This is a genomic window from Pseudomonas sp. PDM09 (assembly GCF_014852305.1).
Lineage (GTDB): Bacteria > Pseudomonadota > Gammaproteobacteria > Pseudomonadales > Pseudomonadaceae > Aquipseudomonas.
The window spans coordinates 360,135-381,162 of sequence record NZ_JACVBI010000005.1; the positions used below are offsets into that span (position 1 = coordinate 360,135).

Sequence of the window (21,028 nt, forward strand, 5' to 3'; positions counted from 1 at the left end):
TTTAGTGCATGCAGCCTTTACGCGAAGGTAATTCCCGAAGCCGAGAGATTATCCAGACCCACGCCCACCAGCGTTACGGCGTAATCGCCAATCTTGAGCACAGTGTCGTTGCCGGCCTGGGTCGCGTACTGGGCGTAGTCATAACCCTGCCCCGCGCCCTGGACGCCCATGAACACCAGTTTGTCGCTGCCCTGGTAGCCATTGATCGCGTCGAATCCGAAGGCGCCGCTGAACAGGAAGGTGTTGTTGCCGCCCCCCGAGGCCTGCATCACGTCATTGCCCGCGCCACCGACGAAGGTCACGTGGCTCTTGTCGCTGCGCAGCAGGTCGTCGCCGGCGTTGCCGAACAGCCAATCGCCATCCAGCGTCGCCGCCAGCGTGTTGCTGTAGCCATCGCCGTTGAGCGAGTGGTTGTAGTGGGTCAGTTCCGTGCCATTGAGCAAGCCATTGGCGGTGACGTTGTAGGTCACCTCCTTGCTGCCCCACCACGAGCCCGATTCCTTGCTCACCAGCGCGCCAATATCGCGGGTCAGGCTGATGCCGCCGTAGGCGTCGCGCACGTACAGCGTGCCGTCGCCATCGTTGGCAAAGCTGAAGTTCTGCAACGGCTTCTGCAGCTCGAAGGTGTTGCTGCCCTTGCCGCCCAGCAGCAGGTTGTAGCCACCGTCATCGCGGAACCGGTCGTTACCGTCTCGGCCTTCGATGAAGTCATTGCCCGCGCCGCCCTTGAGCCAGTCATTACTGTCTGTGCCGATGATGAAGGTGCTACCGGTGTGCGGCTCGCCGCTGCGCCCCAGGTCTTCGACCCAGGTGCTGCCTCGGGACGATTCCGACAGGTTCGACACGATCAGCGTCGAGTCCTTGTCGGTGAGGTCGTAGAAGCGCGAGTCAATCACCCGGTTCAAGCCGTCGGCATAGCCCAACGAACCGTGGGCCGACCAGTTCAACGGATTGAGAATGCTGAATGGCACCAGGTTCTGCGCGGTGGAGGCGTATTGGTCATTGAAGTTGACGATGTTGTTGGTCGCCGACTCCTGATGACCGTCGTGCTTGCCCAGCGAGCCACTGCTAAACGTGGTGCCGTCGAGCACTCGAAACACCGGGTCATTCTCATAGCCGATGTTCAGTACGTTATTGCCGGTGGCGCTTTGGGTCGGCGAGGCGAAGGCGATGTAGTTGGCGTCCTTGAAAAAACCGCCCCAATTATTGCCGCTCAACTCCGCCAGGCTGTTGACCCCTAACCCGCCAAGGCTATGCCCGCTGACCACTACGTCCTTGGCACTCAGGCCATGGACGATGGCAAACGCGGCGACGTCTTTGAGCAAAGTATCGAAGGCGTTTTTCGCGTAGTTCGTCGCGTAATCCACCGGGCCGACCGCGGCCAGCAGATTGTTTTTCATGTCGCCGAAGGTGTCGCTGTACCCCAGGCCGCCGGTGCCACGGAAGGCGATACCGATGCCGATCAGCTTGCCTGCCCCGTCGTATTTACCGAGCACTTCGGCTTCGGCGCTGGTGAAGCCGTCCTTCTCGCCATAGAAAGTGCCTTGCGCCCCGACGTTACCCTGATAGCCCAACGCTGCCGCGCCAATCGGCGCCCAAGCGGTCGCCGGCAGTGGCTGGCCGGTTGGCGTGTAGGCGTAGAGCGTCAGCGCGATCGCGTCGGAGTACAGCGCTTTGCCGGCTTCACTGCCGGCATTTTTATAATCAAACAGTCCCATGTGCTTGCTTCCTTTGCGTCAAATCAGAACTGCCAGTCCAGGGTCAGGCCCACGCCGTGGTCTTTTTCCCGGGAGCCGAGCAGCCCGTTGTAATCCAGGCTCAAACGGGTATCGCGGCCCAGCGCCAATCCGGCACGGGCACCGACCACCGCGGCATCGCGGTCCATGGACACGCTTTGCACGCTGAACGCGGTGTTGCCGTTGACGAAGGCCAAGTGGTCTTCGGAACGGGTGTTGCTCAGGTTGTGCTGCCAGCCGAGCGTGCCGGACAGTTCCAGCTGTTGCTGGTCGGACAGCGCAATGGTTTTGCTCGCCCGCAGGCCAAGGGTCGAAAGCACCACGTCGCGGTTGTTTTCACCCCCCTTGAGTGCGGCGGCGTCACCTTTTTCGCTGAAGCTTTCAGTGTTCAAGTGCACGTAGGCCAGATTGACGAACGGCTCCAGAGCGACCGGTTGCAGGTCCAGGCGATACGCCGCTTCGGTGAACAGTTGCGCGGAGGTCGCATCGCGTTTGGATTTCTGCTTGCCGCTGACACCGTTAAATTGCAGATCACGTTTGACGTCGATGCGATGCCAGCTGTAAGCGCCACCGACGCTCAGGCGCAACGCGTCGATTTCATGGCCCAGGTACGCACCCAAGTGGTAGCTGTCGACCGAGGCCGACGAATGTGTGCCATCGCCCATGCTCAATGAACTGTCGCTATAACCGGTGACGAAACCCAGTCGCGTATCTTCAGTGATCAAGCCATCGACACCGGCCAGCAACCCGCCAATGGAGCTGTTGGAACTGGCGTTGTCATGCCCGCCATCGCTCTTGCCCCAGGCGCCGAGCACTTTGAGCCAGGCGTTGCTGCGGTCATCGGTGGGTGCCCCGGCGTCGAACAAATCGTGCTCACGCAGACGCTCGCCAACCGCATCGCGCAGGTAGCGGCTGTCGTTGATCAGCAGCGTGCCGATTGCCGGATGAATTTCCCCGGAGAGTTGCTGGAACGCTTGTTGCGCGACAGCGGCGGTCGGCGACAGCAGCAGGGTTTCGTAGAGCGGATTGCCTGCGCCCAACTGCTCGGCGGCAGCGGCCACGGCGCGTTGGTTCGGAGTTTGGCCAACGCTGGTGAAGGACGTTGCGTTGCGCACCACCGCCAGTTGAATGCCGCCAGCCGAGTAGTCGAGGGTGCCGCCGAGGAACAGGTAGTCCGGCACCACCGCACCGAAGCGCCCTTCGATCCCGCCGGCCGCTTGCAGGATATTGTACTGATTGCCGAGCAGGGATTTCGCTTCGCTGGTGGTCAGCAATGTCGGGCTGTTTTCCAGAGACAGGCTGACCGTTGCGCCCTCAATGATCGCCTTGCCGCCGGCAATGATCTGGTCGCTGCTGGTGGGTGACAGCTCTACGGCGTAGGTCGAGCCAGGCTCGAAAGTCACGTCGCCCGCCACCTGCAAGGTACCGATGGAATTGCCGGGCGCCACGGTACCGCCGCTTTTCGCGGTCAGCGCCGCGATGCTGCCGTTACCGCCGAGGATCCCGCTGTCATTGACGGTGACGGCCGACAGCAGCGAACCGTTGATAGCCAATCGGCCCTGATTGACCAGGGTCGGGCCGGCGTAGGTGTTGGCGCCGGTCAGCACCAGCGTGCCGATGCCCTGCTTGGTCAGGCCACCATGACCGGAAATGTCATTGCGCCAAACGTCGAGCCCGCAATGCACGTCATTGCACACACGCTCGGTGGGTTTGCCGGCGTCGATGATCGCGCCGATACCCGGCAAGTCCGCGACAAACTGGCTGGAGCCGTAGGCGCCGTCGATGCGGAATTCCTCGGGAATGTCCTGCTCGGTCACGAACATCGCCGGGCCATCGATGCCTTTGCGCAGGTTGATCATGCCCCAGCCGTACAGCGAGTCGACGCCGGGTGCGCCGAGGTCGGTGGCAGTGGTGCGCAGTACGCTGGCGACTTGCGCGCCGGTCATGTACGGGAAGCGTTCCATCAATACCGCCACAGAGCCCGCAACGTGCGGCGCCGCCATGGAGGTGCCGTTGTAATTGGCGTAGCCGGTGGTCAGGTCATCGGCATTGGTGCCGCTGATAATCGAGCTGTAGATGCGGCTGCCTGGTGCCGACACGCAGAAACTCGCGGTGTAGCCGCAGCGTGACGAAAACGTACTGATGTTGTAAGGGTCGGGGCTGCTGGTGTCCGGATTTCTCTGCAACGCGGCGACGGTCATCCAGTTCGGCGCGATCTCCGGGACGAAGTAACCGAGGCCGGCGATGGCGTCCGGGTTGTTGAGGTTGTAGTCGTTGCCGGCGGCGAAGATCGTCACGATGCCACTGCGGGCCGCCGCGATGGCGCCGTCGTAGGCACCGCCGGGTTTGGTCCCGAGCAAGGTCTGGATCTCGTTGAACTGCAGTTGCGCGTCTTGCACGGTGAAGTGCGGGTACGCCGGGTCGCGGCCACCGAGGTCGAAGCGATCCGTGATGCCGATGCCCCAGCTGTTGTTGATGATCCGCGCACCGCTGGCGATCAGGGCATCCCAACCGGCCTTGTACACCGCGCCGTCGTTACCACGAATGATCCCGTCTTCCGGGCCCGGGTCGCCGTTGTCGGCGCTGATGATTTGCGCACCAAAGGCGACGCCGTGCATCGGCCCGCCATCGCGACTGCCCGCGGCGATCCCGCCAACGTGAGTGCCGTGGGCACCGAGTTTGCCGTTGGAGCCCACCGAGGGCGAACCGTCATACAAAAAGGCATCCCCGGCTTTGACCGGAATGTACGGGTCGGTGTATTCGCGGATGCCGCTGGTGACCAGCGTGATCACTTTATTGGCCCCGGAAAACTCCGGGTGCAAGGCGTAAACCGGTTGATCGAAAATCCCCAGTTTCACGCCTTTGCCGGTGTAGCCGGCGGCGTAGGCCTCCTGAGCATTGATCGCCCCCAGGCCCCAGTCAGCGTTGAACTCTGTGCTGCGCCAGCTATCGGGATCGCCTGTCCTGCCGTTTTCCACGTAGGGCGCCGCGTGTGCGGTGCCCAAGGTGGCCAATGCGCAGAGCAAGGCAAGGTTGTTGTACTTGTTATTCATCGAGCTACCGTCCTTAGTTGTGTTGCAAAAATCTTTGTGGCCGCCTTGTCCTGCTGATACACCACGCGTTAGCGCGATCTGTAGCAGCTGCCGAGCTGCGCGAGGCTGCGTTCGGCGGCGCAGCCGTCGCAAACCCTGCCTGCAAGGTCTTCCTGACACACCGCGACAGCTGACTTCACGACTGCTTCGCAGCCGAACGCAGCCTCGCAGGCTCGGCAGCTGCTACAGACAACGCAGGCTTCGGCAGCCGCTACTAAAACTGCCAATTGAGACTCAGCCCGACGCCGTGGCTTTTCTCGCGGCTGGCCAGTTGGCCGGTGTAATCGAGGTTCAACCGAACATCCCGGCTCAAGGCCAGGCTGGCATGGGCGCCCACCAGCGCCGCATCGCGAACCAGTGGCGAGCTTTGCACCACGAACGGAGTGCCGCTGCTGGCAAACGCCAGGCGTTCCTCGGAATCGGTGTGGCTCAGGTTGTGTTGCCAGCCGAGGCTGCCGCTCAGGTCCAGTTGTTGCTGGCCGGACAGCGTCACTGTTTTCAGTGCGCGTACGCCCAGGGTGCTGAGTACCGCGTCACGCCGGTCGCCACTGCTTTTGAGCGCGGCGGCGTCACCTTTCTCGGTGAAGCCCTCGGTGTCGAGGTGCACGTAAGCCAGGTTGGCGAATGGCTCCAAGGCCAGTGCTTGCAGGTTCAGGCGATAAGCCGCTTCGCCGAACACCTGGGTGGTCCCGGCGTCGACCTTGGTTTTCTGTTTGGCACTGACGTCGCCGTATTGCAGGTCACGTTTGACGTCGGCTCGATGCCAGCTGTAGGCGCCGCCGGCACTCAGACGCCAGGCGCCCAGTTCGTGGCCGGCATAGGCGCCCAGGTGATAGCTATCGACTTGTGCTGATGAATGAGTTCCGGAGCCCATGCTGACCGAACTGTCGCTATAACCGGCGACCAGGCCGACACGGGTTTCGTCATCGACAGCGCCATCGACACCGGCCAACAAACCGCCAATCGAGGTGGTGTAGTCGGCGGTATCGTGACTGTCATCGGTCTTGCCCCAGGCGCCCAATGCCTTGATCCAGCCGTTGTTTCGGGAACTGTTGGCGTTGTTGAGACGCTCACCCACTGCGTCGCGCAGATAACGGCTGTCATTGATCAACACCGAGCCCAGCGCCGGGTAGATTTCCCCCGACAACTGCTGGAAAGCCTGTTGCGCGGAACTGGCGGTCGGCGACAGCAGCAGGCTTTCGTAGACTGCGTTACCCGCGCCAAGCCCTTCCACTGCGGCGGCGACAGAACGCTGATTCGGCGTTTGCCCGACGCTGGCGAAGGTCGTGGCGTTACGTTCAACGCTGAGCTGAATACCGGTCGCGGCGTAATCGAGGCTGCCGCCGATGAACAGGTAGTTGGGCAACACCTCGCCGAACTGGCCTTGAATGCCGCCCGCCGCTTGCAGGATGTTGTACTGATGGCCCAGCAGGCTTTGCACTTGTTGGGTGCTGAGCAAGGTCGGGCTGTTTTCCAGGGACAGGCTCACGGTGGCGCCGCTGATCGTGGCCGTTCCGCCGGCAATAATCTGGTCGCTGCTGGTGGGGGACAGTTCGACGGCATAAGTCGAACCCGGCGCAAACGTCACATCGCCGCTGACTTGCAGCGTACCGATGGAATTACCGGGCGCCACGGTGCCGCCGGAATGGGCGGTCAACGCAGCGATTCGTCCGTTACCGCCAAGGGTGGCACTGTCATTGACAGTCACCGCCGACGTCAGCGAGCCGTTCACCGCCAGCAAACCGCCGTTGACCGTGGTCGGGCCGCGATAAGTGTTGTCACCGGTCAGCATCAACCGCCCGGCACCGGACTTGATCAGGCGGCCTTCGTAGACTCGGTTGGCGGCGGCGGAATCGCGAGTTGTGCCCACTGCGTAATCGGTCTGATCCTGCTGACTGGCGCCAACCGGAACGCCGCTCTCCCAGCCCTTGTCCTTCAACGTCTGTTGCCAGGCGCTGCGTTCGGCGGTGTCTTCGGCCTGACGCTGAATCAGCGCCTTGTCCGAGATGTCATTGCTCCAGACATCGCTTTGCCCTGCCCCCAGATTGGCGTCGAACGACCCGAGCAATTGCCCCGGCCCGCGCATCGCCCGTTCGAGGTTAGCCACACCCCAACCGGTGCGCGTACTCGGTGCCTCGGTGATCGAGCCGTCGAGCTGGGTCGCGGTGGTCAGCAGCACCTCCAGCGCCTGCTGATTGCTCATGTACGGATAGCGTTCCATCACCAGCGCCAGTGCCCCGGTGGCATGCGGTGCAGCCATGGAGGTACCGGACTTGATCGCGTAACCGCCGCCGGGAATGGTGCTGTCGACCTTCGCGCCCGGCGTGGTGATGCACCAATACTTGGCGATCCCGCACTGGTTGTATTTCTGCTGATTGCTTTGATCCAGTCCCGACACTGCCAGCCAGTGGCCTTCCAGGTCCGGCTGAAAATACGGCAAGGCTGAACGCACGCTGGCATTCGGGTAGCCGCTGTTGCCGGCGCTGAACACGTTGATCACGCCACGTCGCGAAACGTCGGCGGCGGCGTCGAGCCAGGTGCCTTTGTTCCAGTGCTGGGCGTAGGCAGCGTGCAGGTCGTCGAGGGTTCGGTAGCTGACGTCCGGCGGCTGACTGCCCCAGCTGTTGTTGATCGCGCGGACACCGGCATCCGCCAGGGCGTTATAGACCGCGGTGAAGTAGCGTCGGTCGGGGTTGGGGCCGAACAGGAAACTGTCGTTCTTGTTGGTGTTGCCGACGTAGATTTGCGCGTTGTACGCCACGCCGTGCATGCCAGTGCCATCCCGGGAAGCGCCCATGGTGCCGGTGACGTGGGTGCCGTGGGAGTCGTTGTTGGTGTTGAGCGTGCCGTCGACGTTGAACGCTGAGCCGTCAACATAGCTGCCGTTGGCCGTCACCGCGTGATAACGGTCTGCGGCAAATTCGGGATGGCTGGAATCGAAACCGGAATCCAGCGCGCCGATTTTCACGCCCTTGCCGGTGATGCCGGCGGCATAGGCTTGATCGACCTGCATGCGCGCCAGTCCCCAGTCGCGCTGAAACTCTGTCGAGCGCCAACTGGCGGGGTCGCCGGGTTTGCCGGTTTCCAGATAAAGCGCCTGGGCTGGGCCTGATACTGATGAAATCAGGAGCAATAGCGTGCCGACCGACATCGGCTTGATCTGTACGTCCATGTGCATGACATCTCGCTTTTCTTGTTTTTGTAGGAGCTGCCGAAGGCTGCGATCTTTTGATCTTGCGGCGTCTTGCTGACGCTAAAAGATCGCAGCCTGCGGCAGCTCCTACGGGGATATGCGATCTTCCTTGGTCTTACTGGGTCCTTGGGCCCTGGCCAAAGGCCTCATCCACCTTGGCCAGGTCCTGGTCGCTCAAGGTTCCGGCGTAGTAATGCAACTTGGTCCAGGCCATCAAATAGTCGTAGCGCGCCTGGGCCAGATCCCGGCGGGTGGTAAACAGTTGTTGTTCGGCGTTCAGCGCATCGAGGTTGACCCGTTCGCCGCCCAAAATGCTTTGTCTGGTCGAGATCACCAGCGCTTCGGCCGACACCAATGCCTTCTGATAAGCCCGCAATTTATTGACCCCCGACAGGCAGGCGCTGAACTGGCGGCGCAACTGGATCAAGGTCTCCCGGGTCTTGCCATCCAGCTCGTATTCGGCCTGTTCCATGGTGCGGCTGGCCTGCCGGGTCGAGGCCGAGACGCCGCCACCGGCATACAGCGGCACGTTGACTTCGATGCCGATGGTGTTGGTGTCATAACGCTGGTTATAGGTGTTGCCGCTTTCCGATTCGTTCTGGCGCACCGAGGCATAGGCGCTGACTTTTGGCAGATGACCGGCGCGGTTGCGTTCCACTTCGTAGCGCGCCACTTCCACCGCCTGGCGCTGGGAGGCCAGGTTCGGGTTGTTGGCCACCGCCATCTCGTGCCAGGTGTCGTAATTGGCCGGTTGCAGGGTGAAGGTCTGGAAGTTCTGATCCAGTGGCGTCAGGTCGGCAATATCGATGGCCGGCACGCCAATCAGTGCGCCCAGCTCACGCAAGGACGCATCCTGTTCATCGCGCGCCTCGATTTCCTCGGCGGTCGCCAGTTCATAACGTGACTCGGCTTCGAGGATATCGGTGCGCGTGCCTTCGCCTTGGCGGAACATCTGCTCGTTCTGCTGAAACTGCTGCTCGAAGGCTTTTTTCTTGGCCCGTGCGATATCGATCTGGTCCTGAGCGAACAGCGCTTTGGTGTAATTCTCCAGCACGCGAACCAGCAGTTCCTGGCTCTTGCCACGAAAGTTTTCGTCAGCGAACAGCGATTGCGCCACGCCTTTGCGGTACGCCGCATAAGCCTCGTAATCGAGCAGCGGCTGTTGCAGGGTCAAGGTCGAGCCGTAACTGCTGTAGTTGCGGTCCTCGGTGAAGTCTGGTCTCCCCTCATTAATTTGAGTGACCTTGGAGGTGTTACGCCCCTTGTTGTAGTTGTAACCGATCCTGGGTAGCAGCCCGGAGCGGCCGATGGCACGGTTTTCAAGGCCCGCGTCACGCTCCTTGATGGCGCCGAGAAACACCGGATCATTGCGTAACGCTTGCTCATAAATGTCGAAGGGCCCCATGGCCATCGCACTGTTGCACGTCAGCAACGCCAGGGTCGCTGCGAGCAGGGAAAGCTTATTCATACAGCCGAACATCCTTATTCCTCGGTCAACGCGGAGCCTGCCCGGTCGAGCAGCGGTTTGAACAGATAGTTGAGGAGTGAACGTTCACCGGTACGCACGAACATTTCCGCCGGCATGCCCGGCTTGATCACCAGACCGTTGAGTTTTTCCATGGCTTGGTCACTGACGCTGCTGCGCAGCACGTAGTACGGCACACCGGTTTTCTCATCGACCATCTGGTCGGCGGAGATCAGGCTGACTTCGCCGGGGACTCGCGGGGTACGGCTCTGGTTGAACGCGGTGAACAGAATGTCCACCGGCAAGTGCGTGCCGACCTTGTCGATCAAGTTGATCGGCAAGTGCCCTTCCACTTCCAGGCGGGTGCCTTGCGGGACAATCTCCAGCAGCGTGTCGCCCTGACGCACCACCGCGCCTTCGGTATGAACCCCAAGGTTGACGGCGATGCCGTCGGCGGTGGCGATGATTTCGCTGTGTTGCAGGTCGAAGCCGGCGGAAGTCAGTTGCTCTTCCAGGGTCACGCTTTTGAGTTGCGCGTCGGCCAGTTGGCTGCGGACTTCCTTCTGGTATTCCTCGCTGTGCTGTTGCAGTTTCAGCCGGGATTCCAGGATGCCCTGCTCCACCCGACCGCTTTCGCCGGTGTTTTCTGCCAGCTGTTGCTGCACTTGCGACAACTGACGCTGGTAATCCATCAAGCGGTTGCGCGGGATGTAGCCGTTGTCCGCCAAGGGCTGAAGATTACTCAGCTGTTGTTGCAGGGAACTGGCCTGGGCCGTCAGGTCTGTGCGCGCACGGCGCATGCCGGCCAGTTGCGCGCTGGCGCCTTCGATGTTCGCGCGCAGGGCCGCTTGCTCACGGGAAAAGGCTTCGCGACGGCTGCTGAATAATTGCCGTTGGCCTTCGAGTACCAAGGCCAGACGCGGGTCAGGATCGTTGCTCAGTTCGGCGGGAAAACTCACCTGTTTGAGGTTGTCCCGTTCGCTCTGCCACCGTGCCAGGCTGGCCCACGCCATGCGGTATTGCGCTTGCAGCGATTGCACGTCGGCCGCGACCTGGGTCTGGTCGAGGCGGAACAGCGGCTGGCCCTGCTTCACCACTTGGCCTTCGCGCACCAGAATCTGGCTGACCACACCGCTGCTCATCGATTGCACGGCTTTGCGCTTGCCCGAGACCACCACGGTCCCCTGCACCGGAATGCCTTGATCGAGCGGCGCGAGACTCGCCCACGTGAAGAAACTGCCGGCACCGACAATCGCCAGAATCCAGCCCATGCGGGCGAAGAAACGCGCGTCGCGCTCAGGGCGTTCGGCGATGTAGTCGTGTTCCATCGTCGCTTCGCTGTCGTCGTTCATGCGTGTGCTGCTCATACACCCGAATTCCTTGTCGTGGGCTGATACTGGCGGCTCATGCTGAGCCCGCCCGGTGCCTGTGCAGGTTTTTCACGTTGCTGCTCCTGAGCGCCGGACAGCGCCTTGAGCACCTCCTGGCTTGGACCGAAAGCCTGCAAACGACCTTCGTTGAGCACCAGCAACTTGTCGGCCTGGGCCAGGGCCGAGGAGCGATGGGTGACCAGAATCACGCTGGTGCCCCGGGCCTTCATGTGCGCGATAGCTCCGGCCAATGCCGCTTCGCCAACGGTGTCGAGGTTGGAGTTCGGTTCATCCAGCACCACCAGGCTCGGATTGCCGTACAGCGCGCGAGCCAAGGCCACACGTTGCTTCTGGCCACCGGACAAGCCACTGCCGTCCTCGCCCAGCACGGTGTCGTAGCCTTGCGGCATGCGCAGGATCAGTTCATGGACGCCGGCCTGTTGCGCGGCTTCGACGACTTTTTGCGGATCCGCCTCACGGAATCGAGCGATGTTCTCGGCGATGCTGCCGCTGAACAGTTCGATGTCCTGGGGCAGATAACCGATGTAAGGGCCGAGGTCGTCGCGGTTCCAGCGATGAATGTCCGCACCATCGAGCCGCACCGTGCCGCCCAGCGTCGGCCAGACGCCGACCAGCACCCGCGCCAGGGTCGACTTGCCCGAGCCGGAAGCGCCGAGTACGCCCAGCACTTCCCCGGCGCCCAGGTTGAAATTGACTATGTGCAAAGTCGCAGCCCGTTGCCCTGGCGGGCCGGCGCTGACTTGCTCGAAGGTGATCTGGCCTTTCGGCGCCGGCAGCGCCATGGTTTCGTCACTCGGCGGGAAAGCTTGTAGCAAGGCATCGAGACGGCGGTAAGCGAGTTTGGCGCCGCTCCACTGTTTCCACACGGCGATCAACTGATCGATGGGACTCAGTACCCGGCCCATCAAGATGGAACCTGCGATCATCATCCCGGCGGTCATGTCACCCTGAATCACCAGTAAGGCGCCCAGCCCCAGCACCAGGGATTGCAGGCACAGGCGCAGGGTTTTACTCAGGGAGCTGATAACCGCGCCGGTGTCACTGGCCTGATTCTGCAAGCCGAGAAAACGCGAGTGCACCTCAAACCAGCGCTTGCGCAAGACACCAAGCATACCCATGGCCTGAATGGTTTCCGCGTTGTGCAGGTGACTGGTGGCCAGTTGGCTGGATCTTTGGGAAAATCCCGCGGCTTCGCCCAAGGGCTTTTTGGTCATGGCCTCGTTGAGGCAGGCCAGCCCGATCAGCAGTACCGCGCCCGCGGTGGCCAATACGCCGAGCCAGACGTTGAACAGAAAGATCACAAACAGATACACCGGAAACCACGGTGCGTCGAAGAAGGCAAACAGCGCCGGGCCGGTGACGAATTGGCGAATATGGGTCAAGTCGCCCAGGGATTGCCCCGCGTTGCCCTCGCCCTTGAACAGGTTGCGCTCGAAAGCGGCTTGATACACCCGCAGGTTGAAGCGGCGCTCCAGTTGGCTGCCGATACGGATAACAATGAAGCTGCGCACGATCTCCAGCAAACCGATAAAAGCGAAGAACCCGACCACCATCAACGACAACATTGCCAAGGTGGTTTCGTTTTGCGAAGACAGTACCCGGTCATAGACCTGCAGCATATAAATCGACGGGACCAACATCAGCACATTAATCAGTGCGGTAAAACACCCGACACTGATCAGGATGCTCTTATAGTCGCCCAGTGCCTTGAATAACGGTGCAGTGGCCGGGCTCTTCGCCATCTTCATTGGTTTTTCCTGAGGTATTAATCCTCGCCTTACTTGACGAGGTTCCAATTAACTGTCCGCACATGGGTCGAGACATTCTTTTGCCGGTGATCGTTTTGCACATCAATAACAACCCTTTGAGTTCTTCAAAGAGTTCCGGCTATTGATTGGCTGCTTATAACGGCAATAACTATTTTTATATCCAGCCAGGCACTCTTTACTTAATGCGCAGTGCGCTCGAGCGTAATGATCAGACCTGACTTCAAGGTGCTTTTATAAAACCCCTCATGCTGTAGGCTGAAAAATACAATTTTCGAGCCTTCTTTACCGGTCACGGCAATGCCATCCGGTTCCGGGAACCAGCCAATCGCCGACTGGTTCAGCCAGGCACCGAGGCAGTCCGCCCCCTCACCCAGGGTCTGGTTCAACTTGAGCTCGATCGAGCAAACATTCGACGGTTTGTCTTGCAACGCCTGGGACTCGGGCGAGTCTTGCGCGGTGATCAAGGTGGCCTGCCATTTCCCGGCGAGTTCCGACGGGTCGGCTAATTTAAGACTGCGTGCCATGGCTACCTCTCCAAGAAACATCATCAGCGTCGCCAACAGCCACGCGGCTGCTTTGTAGGTAAAAGCGTTCTGGATCATAGGGCGTTTTACTCTGGGTTGTAGCCTTACTCATAACACTTGCCGTTCAAGGGACAGAGAGCGGCGCCTCAAGCGCCGCCCTCCTTTTTACCTTGAATCAGGCCACAATGTCCGAGAACGCCGCCTGGCCAACGGTGCTGACCAGGAAGTCAGCCACGCCGTGCCCGGAGAAGTCCACCGACAACAGGCTGTTACCGCCCGAAGTGGTCAACACTGCATCGCCTGCCGCACCGGTGAACGAGTTCACGAAATGCAGGCCCGCGCCGTTAGTGATGCCGGTCAGGTCGATCTTGTCCAGGCCACTGACAAAATCGAGGATCTGGTCGACCGCACCTGGCTTGGAGTCGCTGCTGGCCGCGAACACAAAAGTGTCCGAACCCGAACCGCCCCACAGTTTGTCCGAACCGCCCGCGCCGAAGAGGATGTCGTTGCCGGCACCGCCCTTCAGTTCGTTGGCCACGCTGTTGCCGATCAGCAGGTCGCTACCCGAACCGCCAATCGCGTTTTCGACGGTGACGCCCTTGGCAATGGACACGTTGCCCACCATGCCGCCAACATCGGAGAACGAGGCTTCATTTAGGTTGATCTTCTGGTTTTGGGTAAAACCGGAGAAATCCAGGGTGTCCTTGCCGCCCGCATCCCAGACCGAGAACACGACTTTGTCCGACGACGAAGACGCGCTCAGGAAGTCGCGACCGGCGTTGGAGTTGAAGCCGTAGGTGGTATCACCGGTACGGGTGGTGGTGTTGGCACCGTAGAGTTTCTGAATGGCGGCGATATCGTCCATCAGCGGGCCGGACGCATAGGCTTCCACACCACTTTTGCTGAAATTCTGGTCGGTATTGCTCTCGCTCCAGTAACTCATGACGCTGTAACCGCGGGTGTCTTCGCCGTAGGTCGCGTCATTGTAAGTAGGTGCGCCTTCACCAGCGTTGTAGTCGCCAGGGTGAGCGAGGCCCAGGGTGTGACCAATTTCGTGGGTCAGGGTCTGACGGCCGTAGTTGTTCAGGTCCGGCGTCTTGTTGACGTTATAACCACCCCCCGTCAGATACCACGACGTACCGTCATAACCCGCACCGGTGCCAGGCAGGTAGGCGAATGCTGCGGCGCCATCCTGACCACCACTGTAGTTACCGAAGGTCATGTGACCGTCACCGCCGAAGGACTTCTCGGTGAAGGTGACATTGGCCACGTCGGCCCATGATTGCATGGCGAGTGCGGCCTGTGCTTTCTGTTGCGCGCTGAACTGACTGAACCCGGTGATACCGTGCTTGTTCATGGTGCTCGACGACGCCGAGGTCAGGAACGTGTAGGTGAGTTCGATTTTGCCGCTGCCGTCCTTGTCCTGGTAGGCAGCGCCGTCGCGCAGCAACTGGGTAGCAGCCTCGTCGACGGAGAAGGAGGGTTTGCCATTGACCGTGAGATTGCCACCCCGATCATACTGATGGCTGAAACTATCGATCTGGTTGTAGGCGGAACTGGGGGCAGCCAGCGCTTGCAATGGCGCAAAGGCCTGTTCGGCAAGATCAATAGCGTTGTCTTTTACTTTCGACATAAACACACTTCCTTGTTTAGCAATGGAACAGTTTTTTGTCCGATACGACAATCTCTGGCGAGATCGTCCTATCACTCGCCCAATGAAGGCGTATAAAAACTGACACAATTTGAAATCAAACGTCTACATTTTTTTTGACGTCAAATTGAGTGGTTCCGGCGAACTCCAGTAAACAGTGCGTGTGCTGTCGAAATATAGTTTGTAGTTGAAGGTTTTGGCCGGATTGTCCGACAATTTGCTATTTAAATATTAAATATAAGTAAGTTGTTTTTCTGTAGATGAATTCGCATTTTTTGGACTTCTTAGTGTGAGTGCCAGTGTATCGCTATCAACTCCAGTTTTTATTGGATGGCCTATTGTCACGACTGCTGCGCAGCCGAACGCAGCCTTCGGCAGCTGCTACAGCGCCACGATTCTTGTAGCAGCTGGCGCAGCCTGCGTTCGGCATGGACATCACTGCGCAACGGCCTATTGTCACGACTGCTGCGCAGCCGAACGCAGCCTTCGGCAGCTGCTACAGGTCTGCGGTGCGCCACGATTCTTGTAGCAGCTGGCGCAGCCTGCGTTCGGCATGGACATCACTGCGCAACGGCCTATTGTCACGACTGCTGCGCAGCCGAACGCAGCCTTCGGCAGCTGCTACAGGTTTGCGGTGCGCCACGATTCTTGTAGCAGCTGGCGCAGCCTGCGTTCGGCTGCGCAGCAGTCGTAAAACATCACAGCCAACACGCATCCCACAGTGGATAATCATGAACACGTGTCACCAGTCCCGCTCGAACAGGATTGGCGACGACATATCGAGCTAGCTGTTTCACGTCCTCCTCCCGGCGAACCGCTCGATCGTGATAGCCCTTCTGCCACAAACGACCGCTTCGCCCCAGCGCCTGATTAATGGCCAGACCACTACGAGATTTGATTCGGCACATCAGCTCGGCCAACGTTTTACCCCGAAGCTGTACCAAACAGTGCATATGGTCTGGCATCACCACCCACGTCAAAAAGTCTGCCCAGTGCTCCTCCTGAGCCAGATGTAATTGTTGGGCAACCAGCCTCCCCATGCGCCAATCGGTAAAAATTGGCTGCCGTTCGTGAACGACGGCTGTTAACAAGTAGATGCGTCCAGGCTCCGAATAACGCCCAATGCGCAGATGACCAGCTTTCGAACAGACAGGCATTCCATTGCCTCCTTGTCTATTGACAGAAGGCATGGAATCTAAACCGTTGCAGTCAACCCGACCGGCGCCAATGGCTACAAGATATGACCGCTCAGCTACCCGTACGAATCTTGTTCCACACCCGCGTCCGCACGCGTTTCCAGCCACGGATAAACCTTGCTCAGTTTTGCACACAGGCTGGCAACATCAGAGCGTCGCCGTTCAGTGCATGAACCCTTCCATGAACCCCGCAACCCCACTGGCCAGTTTGCGACGCCAGGGCGCGGTAGTCGGGTTGGCCAGGGTCTGGTCTTCGTAGACGAAGCTGCGGATGATCGCGTTGTAGCCCAACCAGCGGCAGGGCTCGGGCTCCCAGGCTTTGAGCGCGTCGAGACCACCCTGAGCAATGACCCACGGCTGGCGGACCAAATCGGTGTCGCGCTGAAGAATCAGGTCGGCCAGCGTCCGCCCGCCGAGGTTGCTGGCACCGACGCCCTCCCCGCCATAACCGCCGGACAAGGCGATGCCGCTGACCTGATCGCAGAGCATGTGCGGCTTGAAGCGCCGGGACATACCCAGGTTGCCGCCCCAGGCATGGGTAATTCGGACGTTCTTGAGCTGCGGAAAAAGTTCGCTGAACAGGTAGCGACGCAACTCTATTTCGCTGGCGGTCAAGTCGAAGTCATGGCGCAACTTGCCAGCAAATTGATAGCCACCACGGGCACCGAACACCAAGCGGTTATCCGCCGTGCGCTGGCCATAGGTGACTTGTCGGCTGCTTTCACTAAAGGCCTGACCGTGGCTGAGGCCGATTTCGTCCCAGGTCGCGGCGGACAACGGTTCGGTCGCCACCAGCAAACTCTGGACCGGCAACTGGTAACGGTCCAACGGTGGCAATGTGGCCGCATACCCTTCTACCGCCGGCACGATCCAGCGGCTGCGAACCTGAGCCTTGGCCGTACGCAAACTGCCCGACTGCCATTGAATAACCGGGCTGTTCTCATAGATGTTGACCCCCATGCGCCCCACCGTCCGTGCCAGACCTCGGACCAACTTTGCAGGGTGAATGGTTGCGACATGCGGTGCATAGATACCGCCATAAGGTTTGGCAACTCTGATCTGTTGCGCCAATTGCTCGGGACTGAGCCAGCGATAGTCGCTTTCGGTCAGCCCCTGGCGGTAGAGCGTGTCCAGATAATGACGCAGGCTGGCTTCCTGCTCTGGATAGCGCGCAGCACAGTAAAGCACCCCGCCTTTGCGATAATCGCAGTCGATGCCTTCTCGTTCGATGACGATCTCTACTTCATCGGGGATGCCGTGCAGCAGTTCGAAAGAGGCGCGCCGTTGTTCGGCCGGTAAATCGGCGAGCAAGCGATCTTCGCCCAGCAGGTTGCCCATCAACCAGCCACCGTTTCGGCCCGAAGCACCAAAACCCGCGATGCTTGCTTCGACGATGGCAATGTTCAGCTCCGGCGCCAGGCGTTTGAGGTAATACGCGGTCCAGAGCCCGGTGTAACCGGCACCAATGATGGCCACATCGACGTCCAGATCCTGCTCCAGTGCCGGGCGTGCCAGCAATGGCTCCTCAAGTTGATCCATCCACAAACTGATCGTGCGCCACGCCGACATGCAAGACTCCGCTGCTCAAAACTTCGATGGTGTCGATCCTGGGGCGCGGGTCTGTCCAGATCCCGGTGTTTCCAGCGCAGGTGGTAACGCATCAGTGGCCTGGTTTGCAACGGGCCATCATCGGCGTGCGTAAAAGACTCTACGAGAAAAAACCGAGCTTGCCGAAGTTATCGCCAGGCTTCAATGGCCCCCGTGGAATGCCCCCGCCAGTATTGGCCTTTCGCCATAAAATCGGTGTCTCGTGATCTGCGTCAAAAGAAAATGAACCAATCGCTAAACGGACTGAAAAAATCCACATGACTTTCACATCTGGATGCTACTTTTAAAGACAGTCACCGGTTGAGCCATTGAAGGTTCTTCCCTCCTAACATGAGCTAAAGGAAGCGCTCGATGATTAAGGTGGGCAACACATGAATAAAGGTTCCTTCAGCAAAGTCACTTTTCCAAATGCCTGCCAGCTGATGCGCTGGCATTTTCATCCCATGGGTTTCGAAGCGACCATGGATGCGCCGGGCAGTATGGTTGCGCGGCTGTTCGACCGCGCCAGTGGTGAAACCATGATCGCCATTGCCGGCATTCCTTGCGCAACGGTCATGAATGCGGCGGACGTAGAACGAATCATTGAAGCTGTGGAAGATGAGCTGGAGGCGTTCATTCCGCCGCAGGCGCTCAGGAGTTATGCCTGAACGACCAGCGTTTCACAAAACATGTGGGAGCGGGCTTGCTCGCGAATGCGGTGTGTCAGGCAACATTAATGTTTACTGACACTCCCTCTTCGCGAGCAAGCCCGCTCCCACATTGATTGCGTTTAACCGATCCGCATGAACGCCTGAGCCAGATCGGCACGCAGGTCTTCGACATCCTCAACCCCCACCGACAAACGCACCAGCGCATCGCCGATGCCGAGTTGGGCCCGGGTTTCGACGGGGATACTGGCATGGGTCATGATCGCCGGGTGCTCGATCAGGCTTTCCACCCCGCCCAGGCTCTCGGCCAGGGCGAAGATCTGCACACTCTCAAGGAAACGCCTGGCACCCGCCAGGTCACTGTTCAAATCGAGGGAAATCATGCCGCCGAATCCACGCATCTGCCGCCGCGCCAGTTCGTGCTGTGGGTGCGATGGCAGGCCCGGATAGTAAACGCGCGCCACCTGCGGCTGACGCTCCAGCCATTGCGCCAGCTCTAGCGCGTTGCTGCAGTGGCGTTCCATGCGCAATGCCAGGGTCTTCACCCCGCGTAATGTGAGAAAAGCGTCGAACGGCCCGGCGATCGCCCCCACCGCGTTCTGCAGAAAACCCAGCCGCTCGGCCAGCTCTGCGTTTTGCCCAACTACCGCGATGCCGCCGATCACGTCGGAGTGACCGTTCAGGTACTTGGTCGTCGAGTGCAGCACGATATCGAAACCCAACTCCAACGGCCGCTGTATCCACGGGCTGGCGAAGGTATTGTCGGCCACACAGATGATGCCTCGCTGACGGCAGACACGCGCGACGGCGGCGAGATCCGTGAGGCTCAGTAAAGGATTGCTCGGCGTCTCGACCCAGACCATCCGCGTGTCGTCCTGCAGCGCCGCTTCGAAGGCCGCCAGATCGGTCAGATCGACAAAACTGAAACGATGCCCGGCACTGCGCCGTCGCACCTTGTCGAACAGCCGGAATGTACCGCCGTACAGGTCATTGCCGGAGACGATATGGGCGCCGACGTCGAGCAGTTCGAGGACGTTGGCGATCGCCGCCAGCCCGGAAGCGAAGGCGAAGGCCCGAGTGCCGCCCTCGAGGTCCGCCACGCAACGCTCCAAGGCGAAGCGCGTCGGATTGTGCGAACGCCCGTAATCGAAACCCTTATGCACACCGGGGCTCTGTTGCAGATAGGTGGAGTTGGCGTAGATCGGCGGCATCAGCGCCCCGGTGGAAGGGTCCGGTGTCTGTCCGGCATGGATCACACGGGTGGCGAAGGCACGTGGTTTGGCGGTTTCATCGTGCTGACTCATGCAAGGGATCTCCGCAAGTGATTGAGCATGTCGACGCGAGTAATCAGGCCGTGGAAGCCCGAAGTGTCGGCGATGATCGCCACCAACCCACGATCGAGCACCGCTTCCAGCTCAGCAAGACTGGCGCCGGGAGGCAGGGTTTCGAGCTTGTCGGTCATCGCGCTGGTCACGGTCATGCGAAAGTGCGTAGCGTCTTCGTGCACGCCAAACAGAATATCGGACTCGTCGATGACCCCGACCAGCCGCTGCCCATCCACCAGCACCGGCAGTTGCGATACATCCGCCAGGCGCATGCGCTGGAACGCCGTGAGCAAGGTGTCGTCCGGCCCCACGCTGACCACCCGGCCATCCTCGAAGCGCCGCGCAATCAGATCACGCAAATCGCCGTAACGCTTGCGCGCCAGCAGCCCCTGATCGTTCATCCACTGGTCGTTATAGACCTTCGACAGGTAGCGGGTGCCGGTGTCGCAGACGAAACTGACTACCCGCTTCGGCTCGGTTTGCTCGCGGCAGTAACGCAGTGCCGCAGCGAGCAATGTACCGGTCGAAGAGCCGCCAAGAATGCCTTCGGCGCGCAGCAGTTGGCGGGCATGATCGAAGCTTTCCTCGTCGCTGATCGAATAAGCCTTACGCACGCTGGACAGGTCGGCAATCGACGGAATGAAATCTTCGCCAATGCCCTCCACCGCCCAGGAACCGGGCGTACCCAAGGTGCCGCTGCGGCTGTATTCGGCCATCACCGAGCCGACCGGATCGGCCAACACCATTTCCAGATTCGGTTGTACACGCTGAAAGAAACGGGTCAGCCCGGTCAACGTGCCGGCCGAACCGACGCCGACAACGATGGCATCCACATCATGCTGAGTCTGCGCCCAGATCTCCGGAGCGGTACTGCACTCGTGGGCCAGCGGGTTGGCCGGGTTGTTGAATTGATCGGCGAAGAAGGCGTCGGGAATGTCCCGCGCCAACCGCGCAGCGACGTCCTGGTAATAATCGGGATGACCTTTGCCGACATCGGAACGGGTGATGTGCACTTCGGCGCCCATGGCCTTGAGGTGCAGAACCTTCTCGGTGGACATCTTGTCCGGCACCACCAACACCACCCGATAACCCTTGGCCCGGCCGACCAGGGCCAGGCCCAGGCCGGTGTTGCCGGCGGTGGCCTCGACGATGGTGCCACCGGGGCGCAAGCGACCATCGCGCTCGGCGGTGTCGATCATCGCCAGGCCGATGCGGTCCTTGATCGAACCGCCGGGGTTCTGTGATTCGAGTTTGAGAAACAGTGTGCATGGGCCGGTATCGAAGCGGCTGATACGCACCAGCGGCGTATTGCCGATCAGTTCGAGCACGGCGGGACGGGAGTCATTCGGCATGTCGTCACCTCGCTGCATGTATCCGCACTGGATGGACAGCGACCTGCGGCGAATCATTGCGCGCCAGTCGCAAGCAAAG

13 protein-coding genes are annotated in these 21,028 nt (G+C 60.3%); 1 reads left to right on the forward strand and 12 read right to left on the reverse strand.

All coding sequences use genetic code 11. The features are described from left to right. Positions 1-17 precede the first annotated feature (17 nt). The 10 genes from IB250_RS15155 to IB250_RS15200 form a co-directional block, all read right to left on the reverse strand. Positions 18-1,718, reverse strand: coding sequence for a polyurethanase (locus IB250_RS15155; protein WP_192344697.1), 1,701 nt, complete (start codon positions 1,716-1,718; stop codon positions 18-20). A gap of 23 nt (positions 1,719-1,741) precedes the next feature. Then, the gene (locus IB250_RS15160; RefSeq protein ID WP_192344698.1) at positions 1,742-4,789 is read right to left on the reverse strand and encodes an autotransporter serine protease; all 3,048 of its coding nucleotides are present in this window, start codon (positions 4,787-4,789) and stop codon (positions 1,742-1,744) included. 253 nt (positions 4,790-5,042) lie between these two features. After that, positions 5,043-8,000 carry an autotransporter serine protease gene (locus tag IB250_RS15165; protein WP_192344763.1) on the reverse strand — a complete coding sequence of 986 codons (2,958 nt, stop codon included), beginning with the start codon at positions 7,998-8,000 and terminating at the stop codon, positions 5,043-5,045. A 136-nt stretch (positions 8,001-8,136) separates the two neighbouring features. Beyond that, on the reverse strand, positions 8,137-9,501 hold the full coding sequence (locus IB250_RS15170; RefSeq protein WP_192344699.1) for a TolC family outer membrane protein: 1,365 nt from the start codon (positions 9,499-9,501) through the stop codon (positions 8,137-8,139). 2 nt (positions 9,502-9,503) lie between these two features. Continuing rightward, the gene (locus IB250_RS15175; RefSeq protein WP_192344700.1) at positions 9,504-10,853 is read right to left on the reverse strand and encodes an HlyD family type I secretion periplasmic adaptor subunit; all 1,350 of its coding nucleotides are present in this window, start codon (positions 10,851-10,853) and stop codon (positions 9,504-9,506) included. Next, complete coding sequence (locus tag IB250_RS15180; RefSeq protein ID WP_192344701.1) at positions 10,850-12,625, reverse strand: type I secretion system permease/ATPase; 1,776 nt, start codon at positions 12,623-12,625, stop codon at positions 10,850-10,852. Before IB250_RS15180 ends, IB250_RS15175 begins: the two co-directional genes overlap by 4 nt. Before the next feature lie 200 nt (positions 12,626-12,825). Continuing rightward, positions 12,826-13,248 carry an AprI/Inh family metalloprotease inhibitor gene (locus IB250_RS15185; RefSeq protein ID WP_192344702.1) on the reverse strand — a complete coding sequence of 141 codons (423 nt, stop codon included), beginning with the start codon at positions 13,246-13,248 and terminating at the stop codon, positions 12,826-12,828. A gap of 97 nt (positions 13,249-13,345) precedes the next feature. Then, complete coding sequence (locus tag IB250_RS15190) at positions 13,346-14,803, reverse strand: serralysin family metalloprotease (RefSeq protein ID WP_192344703.1); 1,458 nt, start codon at positions 14,801-14,803, stop codon at positions 13,346-13,348. Between the two features lie 716 nt (positions 14,804-15,519). Continuing rightward, on the reverse strand, positions 15,520-15,978 hold the full coding sequence (locus tag IB250_RS15195; RefSeq protein WP_192344704.1) for an REP-associated tyrosine transposase: 459 nt from the start codon (positions 15,976-15,978) through the stop codon (positions 15,520-15,522). Positions 15,979-16,179: 201 nt separating this feature from the next. Beyond that, positions 16,180-17,586: an NAD(P)/FAD-dependent oxidoreductase gene (locus IB250_RS15200; protein ID WP_192344705.1), complete on the reverse strand. Its 1,407-nt coding sequence runs from the start codon at positions 17,584-17,586 to the stop codon at positions 16,180-16,182. 410 nt (positions 17,587-17,996) lie between these two features. On the opposite strand from IB250_RS15200, the gene IB250_RS15205 reads away from it, so the two are divergent. Beyond that, the gene (locus IB250_RS15205; protein WP_123494656.1) at positions 17,997-18,272 is read left to right on the forward strand and encodes a DUF1652 domain-containing protein; all 276 of its coding nucleotides are present in this window, start codon (positions 17,997-17,999) and stop codon (positions 18,270-18,272) included. A gap of 122 nt (positions 18,273-18,394) precedes the next feature. Here IB250_RS15205 and IB250_RS15210 read toward each other — a convergent pair whose 3' ends face one another. Both IB250_RS15210 and IB250_RS15215 read right to left on the reverse strand, forming a co-directional pair. Beyond that, complete coding sequence (locus tag IB250_RS15210) at positions 18,395-19,576, reverse strand: cystathionine gamma-synthase (RefSeq protein ID WP_192344706.1); 1,182 nt, start codon at positions 19,574-19,576, stop codon at positions 18,395-18,397. Further along, positions 19,573-20,949 (reverse strand): pyridoxal-phosphate dependent enzyme, encoded by a 1,377-nt coding sequence (locus IB250_RS15215; protein ID WP_008069858.1) that lies wholly within the window; start codon positions 20,947-20,949, stop codon positions 19,573-19,575. The genes IB250_RS15210 and IB250_RS15215 overlap by 4 nt, the downstream gene beginning before the upstream one ends. Positions 20,950-21,028 lie beyond the last annotated feature (79 nt).